Below are 14,847 nucleotides of genomic sequence, written 5' to 3' on the forward strand. Positions count from 1 at the left end.
CCAGACCCGCAAGCCCGGGCCGATCCCGCACCCCCGATCGAGCCACAACGGACGGCAGGCCAAACCCACACCCGAGCTGACCGGCAGCCCAGGGCAGATCCCAGACCCGCAAGCCCGGGCCGATCCCGCACTCCCGGCCGATTCCGCACGGACGGCAGGCCAGGTCAGCCCTGCGGAAGGACGCACGCCCCGGAGCCGCACCGACGTCACGGCACAGACGTGGCTGGCGCCCGTCGGACATTCCGACGGGCGCCAGCCTGGCGTACTACCCGGGCCCTGCCCGGTCGGTGGTGCGGATCAGTGCGCGGCCCCACCGAAGCGCTGGCGACGACGCCACGCGAGGGTCAGCAGCAGCATGACCGCGCCGGCGCCGACCAGGCCGCCGCCGAGCTTCATGGGCGTGCTGAGGCTGCTACCCGTGACGGGCAGCGGCTGCTTCTTGTGCAGCACCCGAAGCTCGGCGCTGGCGGTCCGACCGGACTCCCGGCCGGTGGCGGTGAAGGTCAGCAGACCCGTCACCGACGGCCGGTAGCTCCGGGTGAACTGGCCCGCGGCGTTGGTGCGCGCCGTGAAGCTCAGCGGCGCGCTCGCCTGGTACGCCACCGGAGCCATTGCCACGGTGCTGCCGTCGCTGCGTCGGGCCGGTGCCTGACCGGCAGCCGGGGCCGCCAGCGGCGTGACCGACACGACGATGTCGACGGTCTCGTTCGGACCGAAGCCCGTACCGGTCAGCACGACCGTCTCGCCGAGGAAGATCGTCGGCCGGTTGACGGTCAGCGACGGGGGTGCGGGCACGTACGGCGGTGGCTGTGGCGTGTCCGTGATCGTCGGCGACGGCTGCGGCTGCGGCTGTGCCGCCCCCGCCGCGGTCGGCACGGCCACCACGGCCAGGCCGACCGTGAGCGCCATGATGATGCGGGATAGCCGCATGATTGGTTCCCTCCTACTGGTCACAGCTTGGTGCGGAATGAACTTGGGTGGTCCAAGGGCTGGCGGTGGGGGTCAGCCACAGCTCGGCCTGTCCGACGCCGGTCTTCGCGGTCAACACGGTGACCTCCAAGACCCGTTCGGCGCCGGGGCTCGCCTCGACGTTGGCCGTGGCGACCTGGCGGCGTCGTTCGGTGCCGCTGCCCAGTGCGATCTCCGTACCGTCGAGGCGCGCGTCGAGCACACTTCCGCCCGCCGGACTGAAGATCGACACCAGCGTGCGGATGGTGTACGGGTCCCCCGCCAGGCCGAGGCCGAGGACCGACTCACTGAGACCGGACTTCGGCGCCGTCGAGCGCAGGGTCACCCGCAGCCGGAGCTCACGGCGGCCGTCGGGCCGGCATTCGCCGACCGTGAGGTTCGCCGTCGGCCGCAGGTAGTAGCCGAGCTTCGCGCCGCTGCCGTCGTTGAGGAACACGCCGACCGTCGGCACGGTGTCCTGTTCCGGAAGCGTCCCGGCCATCCGGCTGTCGCCGAATGTCCGCTGTTCTTCAGGTCGGGCACTCCAGAACAATATCCGGCGTTCGGTGATAGCACGGTCAAATGCGGACAACAACACCCGTGGGTTGACATTCTTCTTGAAGAAGGCGTCAAACACCGCGGCGGCGGACGCCGTGAAGAACTCGTCCTGCTGCTTGAGGTCCAACCGCTGGTAGGTCTCGTTGAGCAGCGTCTGCACGACCTTCTCGCTGGCCAGGGGGACGCCGCCGGGCACCAGAACCGGGCCGGTCGCCTTGAGCAGGTAGGACAGCACCACCGGATCGACGGCGAGGACGCCGTCCACCTTGGTGCCGGTCTTGCGGCGGAACATCTCCCGGTACAGCGCGGCGGCGGTCGGGAAGTGCGGGGTCAGGTTGACGTCCGCGGGATAGATGCCCGGCAGGTCGGTCCAGACTGCCCTGATCTCGGCGGGCAGCTTCAGCGCGGGGGTGAATCGGCCGAGGGAGGCGCTGCTGCCCTGCCGGCCCATCCGGACCTCGCCCTTCTCGGCCTCGATCATCGCGTACGCCCCGAACATTCCGCCGGTGGCACGCAACTCGGCGAGGTTCTGCGAGACCAGCAGGTACCGGCGAGGACCGTTGGCACCGAGGAGTGGCGGCAGCAGTCGGGCGCCCTGGTCGGCGGCCGTGGTGAGGCCGGCGAGCCGGTCGATCTCGCCACGCAGGTCGGTCAACGCCTGCCGGATCTGGCTGACCAGACGGTCGGCGGGCACCGCGGCCAGGTCACGGCGGGTGCGCTGCACCGCACCGTCCACGCGGGACAGCTCGGCGGAGGCCCCGGTGAGTCGGGCCAGATCCAGCCGACCCTCGGTCGGCACCAGGCTGGTCAGGTCCATCCGGAGGAGAGTGGGGAACGCCTGCCGGGCCAGTTCGTCGATGGCCACGGCGATCTGCCGGACCGCGCCGAGGTCGTCTCCGGCGATCGGGGTACGCCGACCGAGCTGCCAGCTGGGGTCGTCGGTCGCGGCGCGGGCCGCTCCGGACTGCTCCTGGAGAGCGGCGAGGGTCCGCAGGGCACGGTCGGTGTCCCCGCCGACCACCTGGGCGCTCAGCTCGCGGGCCAGACCAGCGGCGTTGATCAGGTGGGCTCGGGCCTGCCAGCCGCGGAAACCGATCCAGCCGCCGGTCGCGAGCAGCAACGAGCCGACCACCAGGGCACCGAGGAGGGCCCGTCGCAGTCGGGCCCGTCGGCGGCGCCTGGACCGGCTACGTCGCCGGCGCGGTCGTTCGCTCTCCTCCGTCACACCACACTCCCGTTTCGTGGAATCGGACAGAAGGTCCGATATCCCTGACGTTCTTAGCACGTGTCAGGGCGTCTCGTACCGTTATGGCATTTCTCGTCGTTTACGCGAAGTTTCTTCGTTGCTCGACAGGCTCGGTGACCCGGCCGGCCGCCTCGAGCAGCAGCCGCTCGATCCGGTCCACCCCGGCCGGCAACGACATCTCCCGCAGGTACGCCTCCCGGCCCCGGCGGCCCATCTCCGCCCGCGTGGGCGGTGGGATGGTGGCTGCCAACCAGAACCGGTCGGCGAGCGCGGCCCAGTCCTCCGGCGGGCAGGACAACCCGGCCCGGGCGCGTTCCACCAGCTCGGCGGTGTCCCCGCCGGCCGAGGCCACCACCGGCGCGGCGCAGGAGAGCGCGGCCTGCAGCTTGCCGGGCACCATGCCCCGCAGCTCCGGCAGGTCACGCAGCATGACGAGCTGGTAGTCGGCAGCGGCGTACAGCTCGGGCATGTCCACCGGGGACCGTCGTTCCACGAAGCGGACGTTGCCCGCGCCCAGGTCGGCGGCGAGCCCCCGCACCCGCCGCTCGTCGGCGCCCGAGCCGACCAGAACCAGCTCCATCGTGCGGTCGAGCGCGGCGGCGGCCCGTACGGCGGTCTCCAGTCCCTGCCGGGCGCCGATGGTGCCGGCGTGCATCACCACGCACCGACCGTTGCGGCCGACCAGCTGGCGGGCCGCGGCGCCGGGCGTCGCCGGGTGGAAGATCCGCTCGTCGGTCCAGTTCAGCACCAGCCGGACGCGGGCCGGGTCGGCGCCCGCCGCGACCACCAGGTCCCGCATCGACGGGGCGGCCACGGCGACCCGCGCGGCGGCCCGGTAGACGCGGGCCATCGCCGCGCCCATCCGTGCTGCCCAGCGCCCGTCGCCCGCGTCGTCGGCGCCGTCGCGCGCCCAGACGTCCTGCACGTGCAGCACCGCCGGCACCCGGCCGAGCAGCCGGAGCACTCCGGCGGCGGCGAACGTCGTGGCCGGCAACTGGAAGACGTAGAGCGCGTCCACGTCGCCGAGGAAACGGCGCGCGGTCAACGTCGCGCTGCCGGCGAAGGAGAGATAGCTGGCCATCCTGCCGCCGGTGGACGTGGCGCCGCTGGAGTACCTCGGCACCCGCCGCACGGACAGCCGTTCGCTGTGCGTCTCGTGGTGCCACCGCTGGCGCCATCCCGGGTAGACGTGCCCGCCGGGGTAGTCCGGGAACCCGGTGAGCACCCGAACCTCGTGCCCGCGCGCGGCCAGCTCCTCGGCGAGGCTGCCGGGGATGAACGCCGGCTCGGGCGGAAAGTGGTACGACAGGATGCCGATCTTCACCGGGACACCGCCGTTGGCCACGGATCGACTTCGGTCGGCGCGGCACCGCGTCCGGCGGGTGTCCGGTCCGCGTACGATGCCGACAACCCCTCCCCGCGCGGCCACCGGCGTCGACGCACCGCGCCAGCGGTGCGGCCGCCCGCGTCCGTACCGATGAAAGGGGCACCAATGGTCGACCGCGTGCTGTTCGTCTGCCACGCCAATCTGTGCCGGTCGCCGATGGCCGAGTACCTGGCCCGCCGGCTGCTGGCCGACCGGCCGGTCACCGTGGCCAGCGCCGGCACGGACGCGATGGACGGCCTGACCATGCACCCGTACGCGATGGAGATCGCGGCCGAGGGCGGCGCGGACCCGGCGGCGTTCCGTAGTCGGGGGCTGCGTCCCGAGTTTCTGGCCGACGCGACGCTGGTGCTGACCGCGACCCGGCGCCAGCGGTCGGTCTGCACCGCGCTGGCGCCGGCCGCGTTGCACCGGACGTTCACCCTGCGCCAGTTCGGACGGCTGGCCGAGGCGGCCGAGCCGCAGGCCGAGCCGACCGACGACTCGCTGCGGGCCGCGATCGCCGCCGCCGCCCACGCCCGGGGGCGGTTGCAACCCGCCGCCCCGGACGCGGACGACCTACGGGACCCGATCGGCGGCACCGCCGCCGACTTTCGACGCTGCGCCGAGGAGATCGAACGATCGCTACGACCCCTCGCCGCGCTCATCGGGGCAGCCGGGTGAGTTCCTGGGTGCGGTCGCTGACGCCGTTGACCCCGTTGCTCTCGCTGTGCCGGGCGGACGTCGCCCGGTCGGTCGGCACCGAGGGTGTGGCCGTGGAGGCGACCACCCGGTAGGCCTCGTACTGGTACGCCTCGGCCTTGGCCACCTTGGCCATGTTCAGCACACAGCCGAGCAACCGGACGGAGACCGAGTGCAGGGAGCGGGCCGCCGCGGCCACCTGGGTCCGGGAGGTCCGGCCCTGCTGCGTCACCAGTAGCGCGCCGTCGGCCTGGACGGCCACCACCACACCGTCGGTCACCGCGAGCAGCGGCGCGGTGTCGATGATCACGATGTCCGCCGACTCGCGCAGCGCCAGCAGCAGGTCCGCCATCGCCTTGGAGCCGAGCAGCTCGCTCGGGTTCGGCGGGGCGGAGCCGCTGGGCAGCACGAGCAGGGACTTGTCGCCCCAGCGCTGCACCACGTCGCCGACCTGGACGTCACCGACCAGCACGTCGGTGAGGCCGACGCCCGCGTCCAGCCCCAGGTACTCGTCGACCTTGGGGCGGCGCAGGTCCGCGTCGACCAGCAGGACCCGCCAGCCCGCCTCCGCCAACGCGATCGCCAGGTTGCAGGAGAGTGTGGTCTTGCCCTCGCCCTGCAGGGCGCTGGTCACGGCGATGACCCGGGCCGGCTCGTGCACGTCCACGAAGCGCAGGTTGGTACGCAGCTTGCGAACCGCCTCGGCCCGCGCCGAGGTCGCGGCCTCGCCGACGATCAGCGGTGCGGAGCGGGCGCCGCTCTCGAACGGGATCTCGCCGAGCAGCGGGCTGCCGGTGGCACGTTGCAGACCGGCGGCGTCGCGCAGCCGCACGTCGGCCACCCCGCGCAGGATCGCCAGGCCGACACCGAGCACCAGACCGATCAGGCCGCCGAGGGTCATGTTGCGTACCGGCTGAGGCGAGACGGGGTTGGCGCTGACGCGCGGACCGCTGACCACCTCGATCTTGATAGGCGCCTTGCCCTCGGGCGGCGTCTCAACCCGCTGCACGAGCTCGACGAACTTCGCGGCGAGGGTCTCGGTCACCCGCAGGGCCCGGCTCTGGTCGGTGTCGGTGATCGACGCGCGCAGCAGGACGGTGCCGGCCTCGGTGGAGGTGCTCACCCGGCGCTGCACCTCGTCCGCGGTGAGGCCGACCGGGTTCTCGGCCACGACGCTCTGCGCTAGCCGGTCGCTGCTGAGCAGGTCGGCGTACGACTTGACGCGCTGCTGAAGGAAGAGCCCACCCTGATAGGCGTCGCTGACGCCCTGGTTGGGGGTGGTGACGAAGAACGTCACCGAGGCGACGTACCGGGGTTGGGCCCGTACGGTCAGAAACGCCGAGACGCCCAGGGCCACCATGACGGTGACCAGCACGACCCACCAGTGCCGACGCACGTGGCGCAATTGGCGGAGCAGGTCCATCAGGCGCGCCTCCGTGCCGGTCCGGTTACGCCAAAGAACTTCACGAAAACCCCCAAGGTCGTTTGCAAACTCGTGAAACCATTAAAGCCGCTCATACGGCTTATGTCCGGAGTTATGTATTTTCAGCGGTGAGAAGTGCGTCCGCATGCCCAACCCGACAAACGTCCAATCGGCAGCGGTGACATCGGGGAAAAGTCGGCAGCCGATCGGCCGGCATGCGGATCGCCCCTGCGGTCGCCGGCACAGACGAGCCCGGATAGGGTCGACAGCGGTGTGCCGGGAAGCCTGGTCGGCGAGTGGATTCCTGCTGTCCGACATCCCGAGGTGAGCACCGCCGATGACCGACCGCACCCCACCGCCCGACCGGTCCCGACCGGCACGGCTGTTCTCGCGATCGTCCTGGCCGGAGGCCCGGCACCTGGCCGACGTGCTGCGCACCGAGACCGTCGGCGGCGCCCTGCTGCTGCTCGGCGCCGTGCTCGCGCTGCTCTGGGCGAACTCCCCCTGGTCCGAGGCGTACGCGCGGCTGGGCGACTGGGTGCCCTGGCCCGGCGGCGCCGCCTGGCATCTCGATTTGAACCTCGCCGCCTGGGCCGCGGACGGCCTGCTGGCCATCTTCTTCTTCGTCGTGGGCCTGGAACTCAAGCGGGAGTTCATCGCCGGTGAGCTGCGCGACCCGCGGCGCGCCGCGCTGCCGGTGGTGGCCGCGCTCGGCGGAATGCTGCTGCCCGCGCTGATCTACGTGGCGGTCGTCCTGACCGCGGGCGGGGAGGGGCTGCGCGGCTGGGCGATCCCGACCGCCACCGACATCGCCTTCGCGCTGGCCGTGCTCGCGGTGGTCAGCTCACACCTGCCCCAGGGCCTGCGCGCCTTCCTGCTCACCCTCGCCGTGGTCGACGACCTGTTCGCGATCACCATCATCGCGATCTTCTACACCGCCGACTTCCACCCCGTGCCGCTGCTCGCCGCGCTGGCGCCGATCGCGCTCTTCGCCCTGCTGGTGCAGCGCGGGCGTACCTGGTGGTGGGCCCTGATCCCCCTCGCGGTCGCCACCTGGGCCCTGGTGCACGCCTCCGGTGTGCACGCCACGGTGGCCGGCGTCCTACTCGGCTTCACCGTGCCGGTGCTCACCGCCCGCCGCCGGGCGGGCGGCGCGCCGGCCGCCGGCGGACCGGCGGCCGGTGCGAGCCGGGACGCCGGTGGACTCGCCGCGCACCTGGAACACCGCTGGCGACCGGTGTCGGCCGGTTTCGCGGTGCCGATCTTCGCCCTGTTCGCCGCCGGCGTCACCCTGCGCGGCACCGACCTGGGCGCCCTGCTGACCGACCCGGTGGTGATCGCCATCGTCGCCGGTCTGGTGCTCGGCAAGAGCATCGGAATCTTCGGGTCGACCTTTTTGCTGGCGCGGTTCACCCGCGCCGAGTTGGACGAGGACATCACCTGGTCGGACCTGCTCGGGATCGCGCTGCTGGCCGGCGTCGGGTTCACCGTGTCGCTGCTCATCGGCGACCTGGCGTTCGGCGCCGGGAGCACGGCCGACGACCGGGTCAAGACGGCGGTGCTGACCGGCTCGGTGATCTCCGCCGGTTTGGCCGCCACCGTGCTGGTCCGCCGCAACGGCGTGTACCGCCGGGTGGCCGAGCGGGAGCGGCTGGACGCCGACGGCGATGGCGTGCCCGACGTCTACCAGGGGTCCACCGACAGCTGACCGCTCACCCGTCCCGGCGGCCGCGGTCGATCCCGCCCCGCCGCCGGGTCAGCGGCCTCGTTCGACGGGCCGGCGCTCCTCGGTCTCCTCGGACAGCGCCTCGGCCGTCGGCTCGGTGAGGTCGTCGCCGGGCACCGCCACCTCCTCGGCGAGGTCCTGCTCGTCGGGCTTCCCGCCGGGCTGGGGCTCGGGAGCGGTGGCACCGCCGGCGAAGCCGTACTCGTTCGGTTCGTCGTGCCTGCTCATGGGGTCGTCCTCCCGCTCGCGCCGGTTTCGTCTCGTACCGTCAACGGTAGGTGGTGATCGTCCGCGGCGCAGGGCGGCCGGGATTGTCGACACGACCACGGCGGTGCGGCGCCCAGGGCCGCGCCGAGCAGCAGGCGCAGCGCGACGATCGCCGCCGAGCCGGCCAGGGTGGTCCAGCTCGGATCGCCGACGAGCCGGAGCAGCCCGGCCGCGGTCAGCAGCTCCAGCAGCACCCGGACGGCGGTCCGGCCGGCCCCGGAGGTGAGGAAGGTGACCACACCGGCGACCAGGGCCAGCGTGGTCACCGTGGTCACCAGCGCGTTCATCACGGGGAGCCTTCCCCCTCGGCCACCTGCCGCTGCTCCTGACGGATCTCCCGGCCCAGGAAGTAGTTGAGCGCCGTCCGGATCGTGGCGATCGCGGCCAGCTGGCCGATCTGGGTGAACGACGGGGACACCGCGGTGCGCAGCACGTCGGCCGCCAGCTGGAACTCCAGGCCGAGGGTCAGAAACCGGCCCAGGGTGAGGCGGATCGGCGTGAAGACGGCGGCGGTGCGGTGTCGTAGTCCTTCGACCACGAACCGCACCGCCGCCCAGACCGCCCCGACGAAGATCACCAGAGCCCCCGCGACCTCCACCACGGCGACCAGCACCTCGTCGCCCTGGCGCAGTAGCTCCGCCGCATCCACCCGGGGCCGTTACCCGCCACCGGGGCGGATAGTCGGCACTCAGGTCAACTGGCTCACCGCCTCCAGGATCAGCCAGAGACCGCAGATGGCGAAGAGCACCGCGGCGCCGTACTTGATGGCCTTCTCCGGCAGGCGGCGGCCGAGCATGCGGCCGACCATGATGGCCAGCGCGTCCGCGGCCACCATGCCGATGGTGGAGCCGAGCCAGGTGCCGAACCAGCCGTACTTGGTGGCCAGCGTGATCGTCGCAAGCATCGTCTTGTCGCCCAGTTCGGCCAGGAAGAACGCCACCGACACCGCGACGATCGCGGACTTGCTGGTCTTCTCGGCCTTGCGCTTCTCCTCGTCGGTCAGGCTGTCCCCGCGCAGGGTCCACGCGCCGAAGGCGAGGAACGCCAGACCAGCCACCAGGGTGATCCACTCGGTGGGCAGGACGGCGCCGAGGCCCGAGCCGATGGCGACCGACGCCAGGTGCACCACCGCCGTGGCGACGGTGATGCCGATTAGCACCGGCACCGGCTTGAACCGTGTGGCGAAGGTCAGCGCCATCAGCTGGGACTTGTCCCCCAGCTCGGCGACGAAGATGACGCCGAAGCTGATGACCAGCGCGGCGAAGAATCCTTCCATGACACCCTTCCCGTTCACGCCGGGAGAAGGTGCAGGGGCGCCCTCGACCCGGCTACAACAGCCTGAGTCGAAGGTCTCGCCCGCCCCGGAGACCGGGGCCGCGTGGCCGGATGCGGAACGCACCAGTATGTCGACCACGACATTGGGGGCTACTCCCCTTCGCGCGACCAGCTTAGCCGATCACCCTCCGGGCGGCCGGGGCGGGTGAAGCGGCTCACCGCGCCCGGGCCAGGGTGACCCCGAAAAGGCCTCCCGGGTCGGTCCAGAACTCCGCCGCGGCGAACCCGGCCACGGCCAGTTCGGCGGCGACCCCCGCCGGACGGAACTTCGCCGAGATCTCCGTGCGCAGCTCCTCCCCCGCGGCGAACTCCACGGTCAGGTCCAGCACCCGGGCGCGCATCGGCCGGGTCGCCCGCAGCCGCATCTCAATCCACTCGTGGTCCGGATCCCACCGGGCGACGTGTTCGAACGCCTCCGGATCGAAGTCGGCGCCCAGTTCCCGGTTGATCACGTGCAGCACGTTCCGGTTGAACTCGGCCGTCACGCCCGCCGCGTCGTCGTACGCGGGAACGATCACCGACGGATCCTTCACCAGATCGGTGCCGAGCAGCAGCCAGTCGCCCACCTCCAGCGCATCGCGCATCGCGGCCAGGAACTCGGCCCGCTCGGCCGGCAGGAGGTTGCCGATGGTGCCACCGAGGAACGCCACCAACCGCCGACCGCCGGTGGGCAGCCGGTCCAGGTGCCGGGTGAAGTCCCCGACGATGCCGCGGACCCGCAGCCCCGGATAGTCGGCGGCGATCTCGGCGGTGGACCCGCTCAGCGCGCTGACCGACACGTCGAGCGGGACGAATGTGCCCAGCCCGCCCCGCTGGGTGAAGGCGTCCAGCAGCAACCGGGTCTTCTCCGACGAGCCGGAGCCCAGCTCGATCAGGGTCTTGGCCCCGGTCAGCGCCGCGATGTCGGGAGCCCGCTCGGCCAGCACGGCCCGCTCGGCGCGGGTCGGGTAGTACTCGGGCAGGCGGGTGATCTCCTCGAACAGCTCGCTGCCCCGGGCGTCGTAGAACCACTTGGGCGGCAACCACTTCTGCTCCGCGCTCAGCCCGGCCCGGACGTCCCGGCGCAGCCCTCGCTCCAGGTCCTGCTCCTCGAGGTAGATCTCCAGCGGTTCCGCCGTCATCACATCGCCTCTCTGCTCGGTCGACCGTTGCGTGCCCCACCGGTGCGGCTCACCGGGTCGGCAGTGGAGTCACCCGCACCTCGCTCACGGTGGCGGTCACCAGGTGCCCCTCCGGAACCGACCGCCAGCCGGGGTCGTCGTCGTGCGGCTCGGACGCGAGCAGCACCGAGTCGGCCGTCGCGCGTACCGACAACGCGTGCCCGGCCACGCTGGCCACCGCCCGACGCCCGTCGGTGAGCAGCAGGTTGAGCCGTGACCCCGGCGCCGCCGCGGCGACGTCGACCACCGTCCGCCCGATCGCCTCCGTCGGATCGGCGCCTGCGCGCAGCCGCTGCCGGACCAGCGCCCAGAGCAGCGCCGAGTCGGTGGCGGCGTCCAGCGTGAGCAGATCGCGCACCGGCAGGCCGGCGGCGAGCGGCACCACCGTGTCGGGCCAGCCCCGCACCACCCCGTTGTGGCTGAACAGCCACCGCCCCTCGGCGAACGGCGCGGCGGCGCCGTCGAGCACCGCCATCCCGACGGTCGCCGAACGGACCGCGGCGAGCACCGCGGCGACGCGGGTCACCGCCGCGAGCTGGGCGATGGTCGGGTCGCTCCAGATCGGCTGGGCCCGCCGGTAGCGCACCGGATCGCCGTCACCCGGGTACCAGCCGACGCCGAACCCGTCGGCGTTGATCGTGCCGCCGCCACGCATGTCGCGGGGCGCCCACGACTGCCGCACCAGCGAGTACGGAGGATCGAACAACAACTCGGCCAGGGTGACCGGCCGCCCCAGATAGGCCAGGTGGCGACACATCAGCGCACCCCGTCGGCCGTCTCGCCGGACGCACGGCGGATCACCGGTGCGACTCGTCCGCACGCGCGTCGCGGGCGCAGCGGAAGCCGCTGAAGATCTGCCGCCGGATCGGATAGTCCCAGTTGCGGAAGGTGCCCCGGCACGCGGACCGGTCGGTGCCGAACGAGCCGCCACGCAGCACCCGGTAGTCGTCGCCGAAGAAGACCTCCGAGTATTCGCGGTACGGGAACGCGGTGAAGCCGGGATGCCCGCGGAAGGTGGTCGAGGTCCACTCCCAGACGTCACCGATGAGCTGGTGCACCCCCAGCGGTGAGGCGCCGGCCGGGTACGCGCCCACCGGTGCCGGCCGCAGGTGACGCTGGCCGAGGTTCGCGTGAGCCTCGGTCGGGTCGTCGTCACCCCACGGGTAGCGGCGGGACCGCCCCGTCACCGGATCCCAACGGGCCGCCTTCTCCCACTCCGCCTCGGTCGGCAGCCGCTTGCCGGCCCACGCCGCGTACGCCTGGGCCTCGTACCAGCACACGTGCACCACCGGCTCGTCTGCGCGGACCCGGTCCCACCGGCCGAACCGCCGGTACGACCAGCCGTCGCCGTCCGGCCGCCAGTGCATCGGCGCGCGGAGCTCCTCCCGGAGCCGGTGCGCCCAACCCGCCGGGCTCCACCAGCGCGGATCGGTGTAGCCACCGTCGGCCATGAAGGCCTGATACTGACCGTTGGTCACCGGGGCGGCGTCGATGACGTACGCGGGCAGGTCGACGCGGTGAGCGGGGCGCTCGTTGTCCAGGGCCCACGGGTCGGTGTCGGTGCCCATGGTGAACGGGCCGGCCGGCACCAGCACCTCCCCCGCGACCCCGGCGGGCGGCTCCGGCGGAGGTGGCGCGTGCAGCACCGCCGGCCCCGAGCGCAGCTGGTGGGTGGCGAGCATCGTCTCGTCGTGCTGCTGCTCGTGCTGAACGATCATGCCGAAGGCGAACCCGTCGGCGACCAGCGGACGCTCGGTGAAGGTCACCGCGTCGAGCAGGTCGTGCACCTTGTCCCGGACGGTGCCCAGGTAGGCGCGCGCCTCGGCGGGTGGCAGCAACGGCAGCGCGGGGCGGTCCCGGCGAGGTTGCTTGAACGCGTCGTACAGCTCGTCGATGTCGCACCGGACCGGCTCGCGGCCCCCGACGTCGCGGACCAGCCACAGCTCCTCCTGGTTGCCGACGTGCGCCAGGTCCCACACCAGCGGCGACATCAGCGGCGAATGCTGGCGCATCAGGTCGGCGTCGTCGACCGCCTCGGTCAGCAGCGTGGTGCGGTCGCGGGCCCGCGCCAGCTCCGCCGCGATCCGGGCGCGCAACTGCTCGCCGCCGTCCGTTCCCGACTGCGGGGCTCGCAACCCCGGCTCACTCCTCGCGCTCACCGCGCCGCCGTCCGTTCCCGACTGCGGGGCTCGCAACCCCGGCTCACTCCTCGCGCTCACCGGTCTCCCCTCTCTGCGGCGGCCAGCCGCCGCCGTACGTCACGCTGGATCTCGTCGTCAGTGCCGGCCGGCAGGTCGAGCCGGCGCAGCGCCGTCAGGGCCAGGTCGAAGAGCGCCGCCGCGGCGGTGGCCAGGGCGGCATCGGCCAGGCCGTGGCGGGCGGCGGCCGACCAGCGGTGCGCCACCGGCGCGCCGATCGCGTACGCCGCGCGCACGGTGCCCGGATCGGCGAACAGGGCGGCCAGCACGGCCGTCGGGAGCCGCCAGTCCCGGCCGGGCTGGGCGTCCAGGTAACGCAGCTCCAGGTAGCCGCGTGGACGCACCGGCGGAAACAGGGTGCTGACGTGGTAGTCGAGGTCGTCGGTGGTGGGTGGACGGGGCAGCGCGCCGTCGAGCCAGTCGGCGAAGGTCACCCCGGGTGGCGGGGACCAGTCCGGGCCGTGCCGGCGCAGGCAGAGCAACGGCGCGGCGAGCACGTACCGGATCCAGGTGGCCCTCGGATCCTCGTCGGCGCGGCCCGGTACCCAGACCGGGCGGGTGCGGGCGGGGTCGATGGCCAACCAGGCCGCCATCCGGGCGGAGGCCCAGCCGGTGGGCCGCCCGGCGTGCCGGCTGGCGGAGGCGAACGCGGCGAGCAGCGGCGGGCCGACCGCGTGGGCCGCTGCCCAGCGCGCCGGGAGCTGGTCCGGTTCGCCGGCGTCGAGGCAGACCTGCAGGCCGGCGGTGCTGTACATCATCGTCCGGCCGGCCGGACCCTGCCGGTCGAAGGCGCCGCGCATGGCGCGGTAGCGGGGAGTTTCGAGGACCGGGCGGGGCCGGCGGTGCGGATCGATGCCGCTGCGCCCGAGGATCAACCCGGCGGCGGCCAGCAGGTCGGTGACCTGGGCGATGTCGGCCTCAGTGGCCTGGATCAACGCGGCGATCGAGGAGCGCGGTGGGGTGGAGATCTCAAGCTGGCCGCCCGGCTCCACGGTCACCGTGCCGCCGTGTCGCAGCGGCTCGGCCGGGCTGGCGGGCTCCAGCGTGACGGGGCTGTGCCGCCCCAGCGCCGCCCGCAGCCGTGCCGGATCGACAGGGTGGGCGGGATCGGCGGCGTCGTGCACGGTCCATTCCAGTTCGACGCCGGTGCGGGTGGGTGGGCCGGTCTTGAAACAGATCCGGGCGAGGTGCCGGTTTGCGGCACCGGACTCGCGGAGGATCGCGCTGCGGTCCAGCTCGGGCGACGTCACCAACGGTCGGGCCCCCTATCCGTGCGCCGGCTCCGGAACACTGTGCCACCGTAAACCCACCCACCGACACCGTCGGGGGCCGTCGACGGCGCCACCAACCTCTGTCTAACAGACGAATTTCCCGGTGCAGGGCGGAACGAACGGCCCCGGCCGTCGGACGGTCACTCCGGCGCGGGCCGGCCCGTCGCAGGATGCGACGGCTTGACCTTCGCCGATGTGGACGGCTTCGCTCTGGGCGTCAACCGCTCGCAGTACGCCTCGACCTCGTCGGCGCCGCCGGCGGCGGTCACGAGCTTCTGGAACGCCGGCGTCCGCAGCGACTTGTCCCGCTGCTCGGGCTTCTTGGCCTGCCAGGCGCGGCACAGTCCGTGCAACTGGCCGGCGGGCGCCGCACCGGCGGACGGTGTGCCGGTGTCGGTCGGTGTGCCGGTGGCGGACGGCGCGGTGGTGGCAGAGGGCGCGGTGGTGGCGGACGGCGTGCCGGGCGTCGGCTCGCCGGGCGCGGCGGTGCGGTCGCCGGACGGGGTCGTCCCGACGTCGCCGGGCGTCGGCGACGGGCTGCTGGGGGGCACCGGCACCGGGTCCGGCGCCCGTTCCAGGGTGACCGCCGCGAACGCGGCGCCCGCGGTGGCCTGGATCCTGTCTCTTATACACCTCTGACGCTGCCCACG

14 protein-coding genes are annotated in these 14,847 nt (G+C 72.9%); 2 read left to right on the forward strand and 12 right to left on the reverse strand.

What is annotated here, in order from left to right; genetic code table 11:
* Positions 1-297 precede the first annotated feature (297 nt).
* The 3 genes from EAD98_RS26825 to EAD98_RS26835 all read right to left on the reverse strand — a co-directional run bounded on the left by EAD98_RS26825 (position 298) and on the right by EAD98_RS26835 (position 4,076).
* On the reverse strand, positions 298-930 hold the full coding sequence (locus EAD98_RS26825; RefSeq protein ID WP_121656750.1) for a hypothetical protein: 633 nt from the start codon (positions 928-930) through the stop codon (positions 298-300).
* A 13-nt stretch (positions 931-943) separates the two neighbouring features.
* A complete protein-coding gene (locus tag EAD98_RS26830; protein WP_121656751.1) occupies positions 944-2,731 on the reverse strand; it encodes a DUF4012 domain-containing protein in 1,788 nt (595 codons plus the stop codon).
* 100 nt (positions 2,732-2,831) lie between these two features.
* Positions 2,832-4,076: a glycosyltransferase family 4 protein gene (locus EAD98_RS26835; protein WP_121656762.1), complete on the reverse strand. Its 1,245-nt coding sequence runs from the start codon at positions 4,074-4,076 to the stop codon at positions 2,832-2,834.
* A 168-nt stretch (positions 4,077-4,244) separates the two neighbouring features.
* Between EAD98_RS26835 and EAD98_RS26840 the strand changes: the two genes are divergently transcribed.
* A complete protein-coding gene (locus EAD98_RS26840; RefSeq protein ID WP_121656752.1) occupies positions 4,245-4,799 on the forward strand; it encodes a low molecular weight phosphatase family protein in 555 nt (184 codons plus the stop codon).
* Here EAD98_RS26840 and EAD98_RS26845 read toward each other — a convergent pair.
* Complete coding sequence (locus tag EAD98_RS26845) at positions 4,780-6,240, reverse strand: polysaccharide biosynthesis tyrosine autokinase (protein WP_121656753.1); 1,461 nt, start codon at positions 6,238-6,240, stop codon at positions 4,780-4,782. The genes EAD98_RS26840 and EAD98_RS26845 overlap by 20 nt on opposite strands.
* A gap of 337 nt (positions 6,241-6,577) precedes the next feature.
* Here EAD98_RS26845 and nhaA point away from each other — a divergent pair, with 337 nt between their 5' ends.
* The gene (gene nhaA, locus EAD98_RS26850) at positions 6,578-7,948 is read left to right on the forward strand and encodes a Na+/H+ antiporter NhaA (protein WP_121656754.1); all 1,371 of its coding nucleotides are present in this window, start codon (positions 6,578-6,580) and stop codon (positions 7,946-7,948) included.
* Between the two features lie 48 nt (positions 7,949-7,996).
* Here nhaA and EAD98_RS26855 read toward each other — a convergent pair whose 3' ends face one another.
* The 8 genes from EAD98_RS26855 to egtA form a co-directional block, all read right to left on the reverse strand.
* On the reverse strand, positions 7,997-8,194 hold the full coding sequence (locus tag EAD98_RS26855) for a hypothetical protein (RefSeq protein ID WP_121656755.1): 198 nt from the start codon (positions 8,192-8,194) through the stop codon (positions 7,997-7,999).
* Complete coding sequence (locus tag EAD98_RS26860; RefSeq protein WP_199723569.1) at positions 8,191-8,520, reverse strand: hypothetical protein; 330 nt, start codon at positions 8,518-8,520, stop codon at positions 8,191-8,193. Before EAD98_RS26860 ends, EAD98_RS26855 begins: the two co-directional genes overlap by 4 nt.
* Positions 8,520-8,882, reverse strand: a complete 363-nt coding sequence (locus EAD98_RS26865) for a DUF1622 domain-containing protein (RefSeq protein ID WP_121656756.1) — start codon at positions 8,880-8,882, stop codon at positions 8,520-8,522. Before EAD98_RS26865 ends, EAD98_RS26860 begins: the two co-directional genes overlap by 1 nt.
* 39 nt (positions 8,883-8,921) lie before the next feature.
* Complete coding sequence (locus tag EAD98_RS26870) at positions 8,922-9,509, reverse strand: TMEM165/GDT1 family protein (RefSeq protein ID WP_121656763.1); 588 nt, start codon at positions 9,507-9,509, stop codon at positions 8,922-8,924.
* Positions 9,510-9,723: 214 nt separating this feature from the next.
* Complete coding sequence (gene egtD, locus EAD98_RS26875; protein WP_121656757.1) at positions 9,724-10,689, reverse strand: L-histidine N(alpha)-methyltransferase; 966 nt, start codon at positions 10,687-10,689, stop codon at positions 9,724-9,726.
* A 49-nt stretch (positions 10,690-10,738) separates the two neighbouring features.
* The gene (egtC, locus tag EAD98_RS26880) at positions 10,739-11,485 is read right to left on the reverse strand and encodes an ergothioneine biosynthesis protein EgtC (protein ID WP_121656758.1); all 747 of its coding nucleotides are present in this window, start codon (positions 11,483-11,485) and stop codon (positions 10,739-10,741) included.
* Between the two features lie 40 nt (positions 11,486-11,525).
* Positions 11,526-12,863 (reverse strand): ergothioneine biosynthesis protein EgtB, encoded by a 1,338-nt coding sequence (gene egtB / locus EAD98_RS26885; RefSeq protein WP_121656759.1) that lies wholly within the window; start codon positions 12,861-12,863, stop codon positions 11,526-11,528.
* 80 nt (positions 12,864-12,943) lie between these two features.
* Positions 12,944-14,179: an ergothioneine biosynthesis glutamate--cysteine ligase EgtA gene (egtA, locus tag EAD98_RS26890; protein ID WP_121656760.1), complete on the reverse strand. Its 1,236-nt coding sequence runs from the start codon at positions 14,177-14,179 to the stop codon at positions 12,944-12,946.
* Positions 14,180-14,847: the final 668 nt, after the last annotated feature.

It is taken from the genome of Micromonospora sp. CV4 (assembly GCF_003667455.1).
In the GTDB taxonomy this organism is placed as follows: Bacteria; Actinomycetota; Actinomycetes; order Mycobacteriales; family Micromonosporaceae; genus Micromonospora.

Excerpts from the sequence above, each read along its gene's own strand:
- egtD (WP_121656757.1), bottom strand. The coding sequence starts at position 10,689 with ATGACGGCGGAACCGCTGGAGATCTACCTCGAGGAGCAGGACCTGGAG.
- egtC (WP_121656758.1), bottom strand. The coding sequence starts at position 11,485 with ATGTGTCGCCACCTGGCCTATCTGGGGCGGCCGGTCACCCTGGCCGAG.
- EAD98_RS26845 (WP_121656753.1), bottom strand. The coding sequence starts at position 6,240 with ATGGACCTGCTCCGCCAATTGCGCCACGTGCGTCGGCACTGGTGGGTC.
- EAD98_RS26840 (WP_121656752.1), top strand. The coding sequence starts at position 4,245 with ATGGTCGACCGCGTGCTGTTCGTCTGCCACGCCAATCTGTGCCGGTCG.
- EAD98_RS26825 (WP_121656750.1), bottom strand. The coding sequence starts at position 930 with ATGCGGCTATCCCGCATCATCATGGCGCTCACGGTCGGCCTGGCCGTG.
- EAD98_RS26870 (WP_121656763.1), bottom strand. The coding sequence starts at position 9,509 with ATGGAAGGATTCTTCGCCGCGCTGGTCATCAGCTTCGGCGTCATCTTC.
- EAD98_RS26855 (WP_121656755.1), bottom strand. The coding sequence starts at position 8,194 with ATGAGCAGGCACGACGAACCGAACGAGTACGGCTTCGCCGGCGGTGCC.
- EAD98_RS26860 (WP_199723569.1), bottom strand. The coding sequence starts at position 8,520 with ATGAACGCGCTGGTGACCACGGTGACCACGCTGGCCCTGGTCGCCGGT.
- nhaA (WP_121656754.1), top strand. The coding sequence starts at position 6,578 with ATGACCGACCGCACCCCACCGCCCGACCGGTCCCGACCGGCACGGCTG.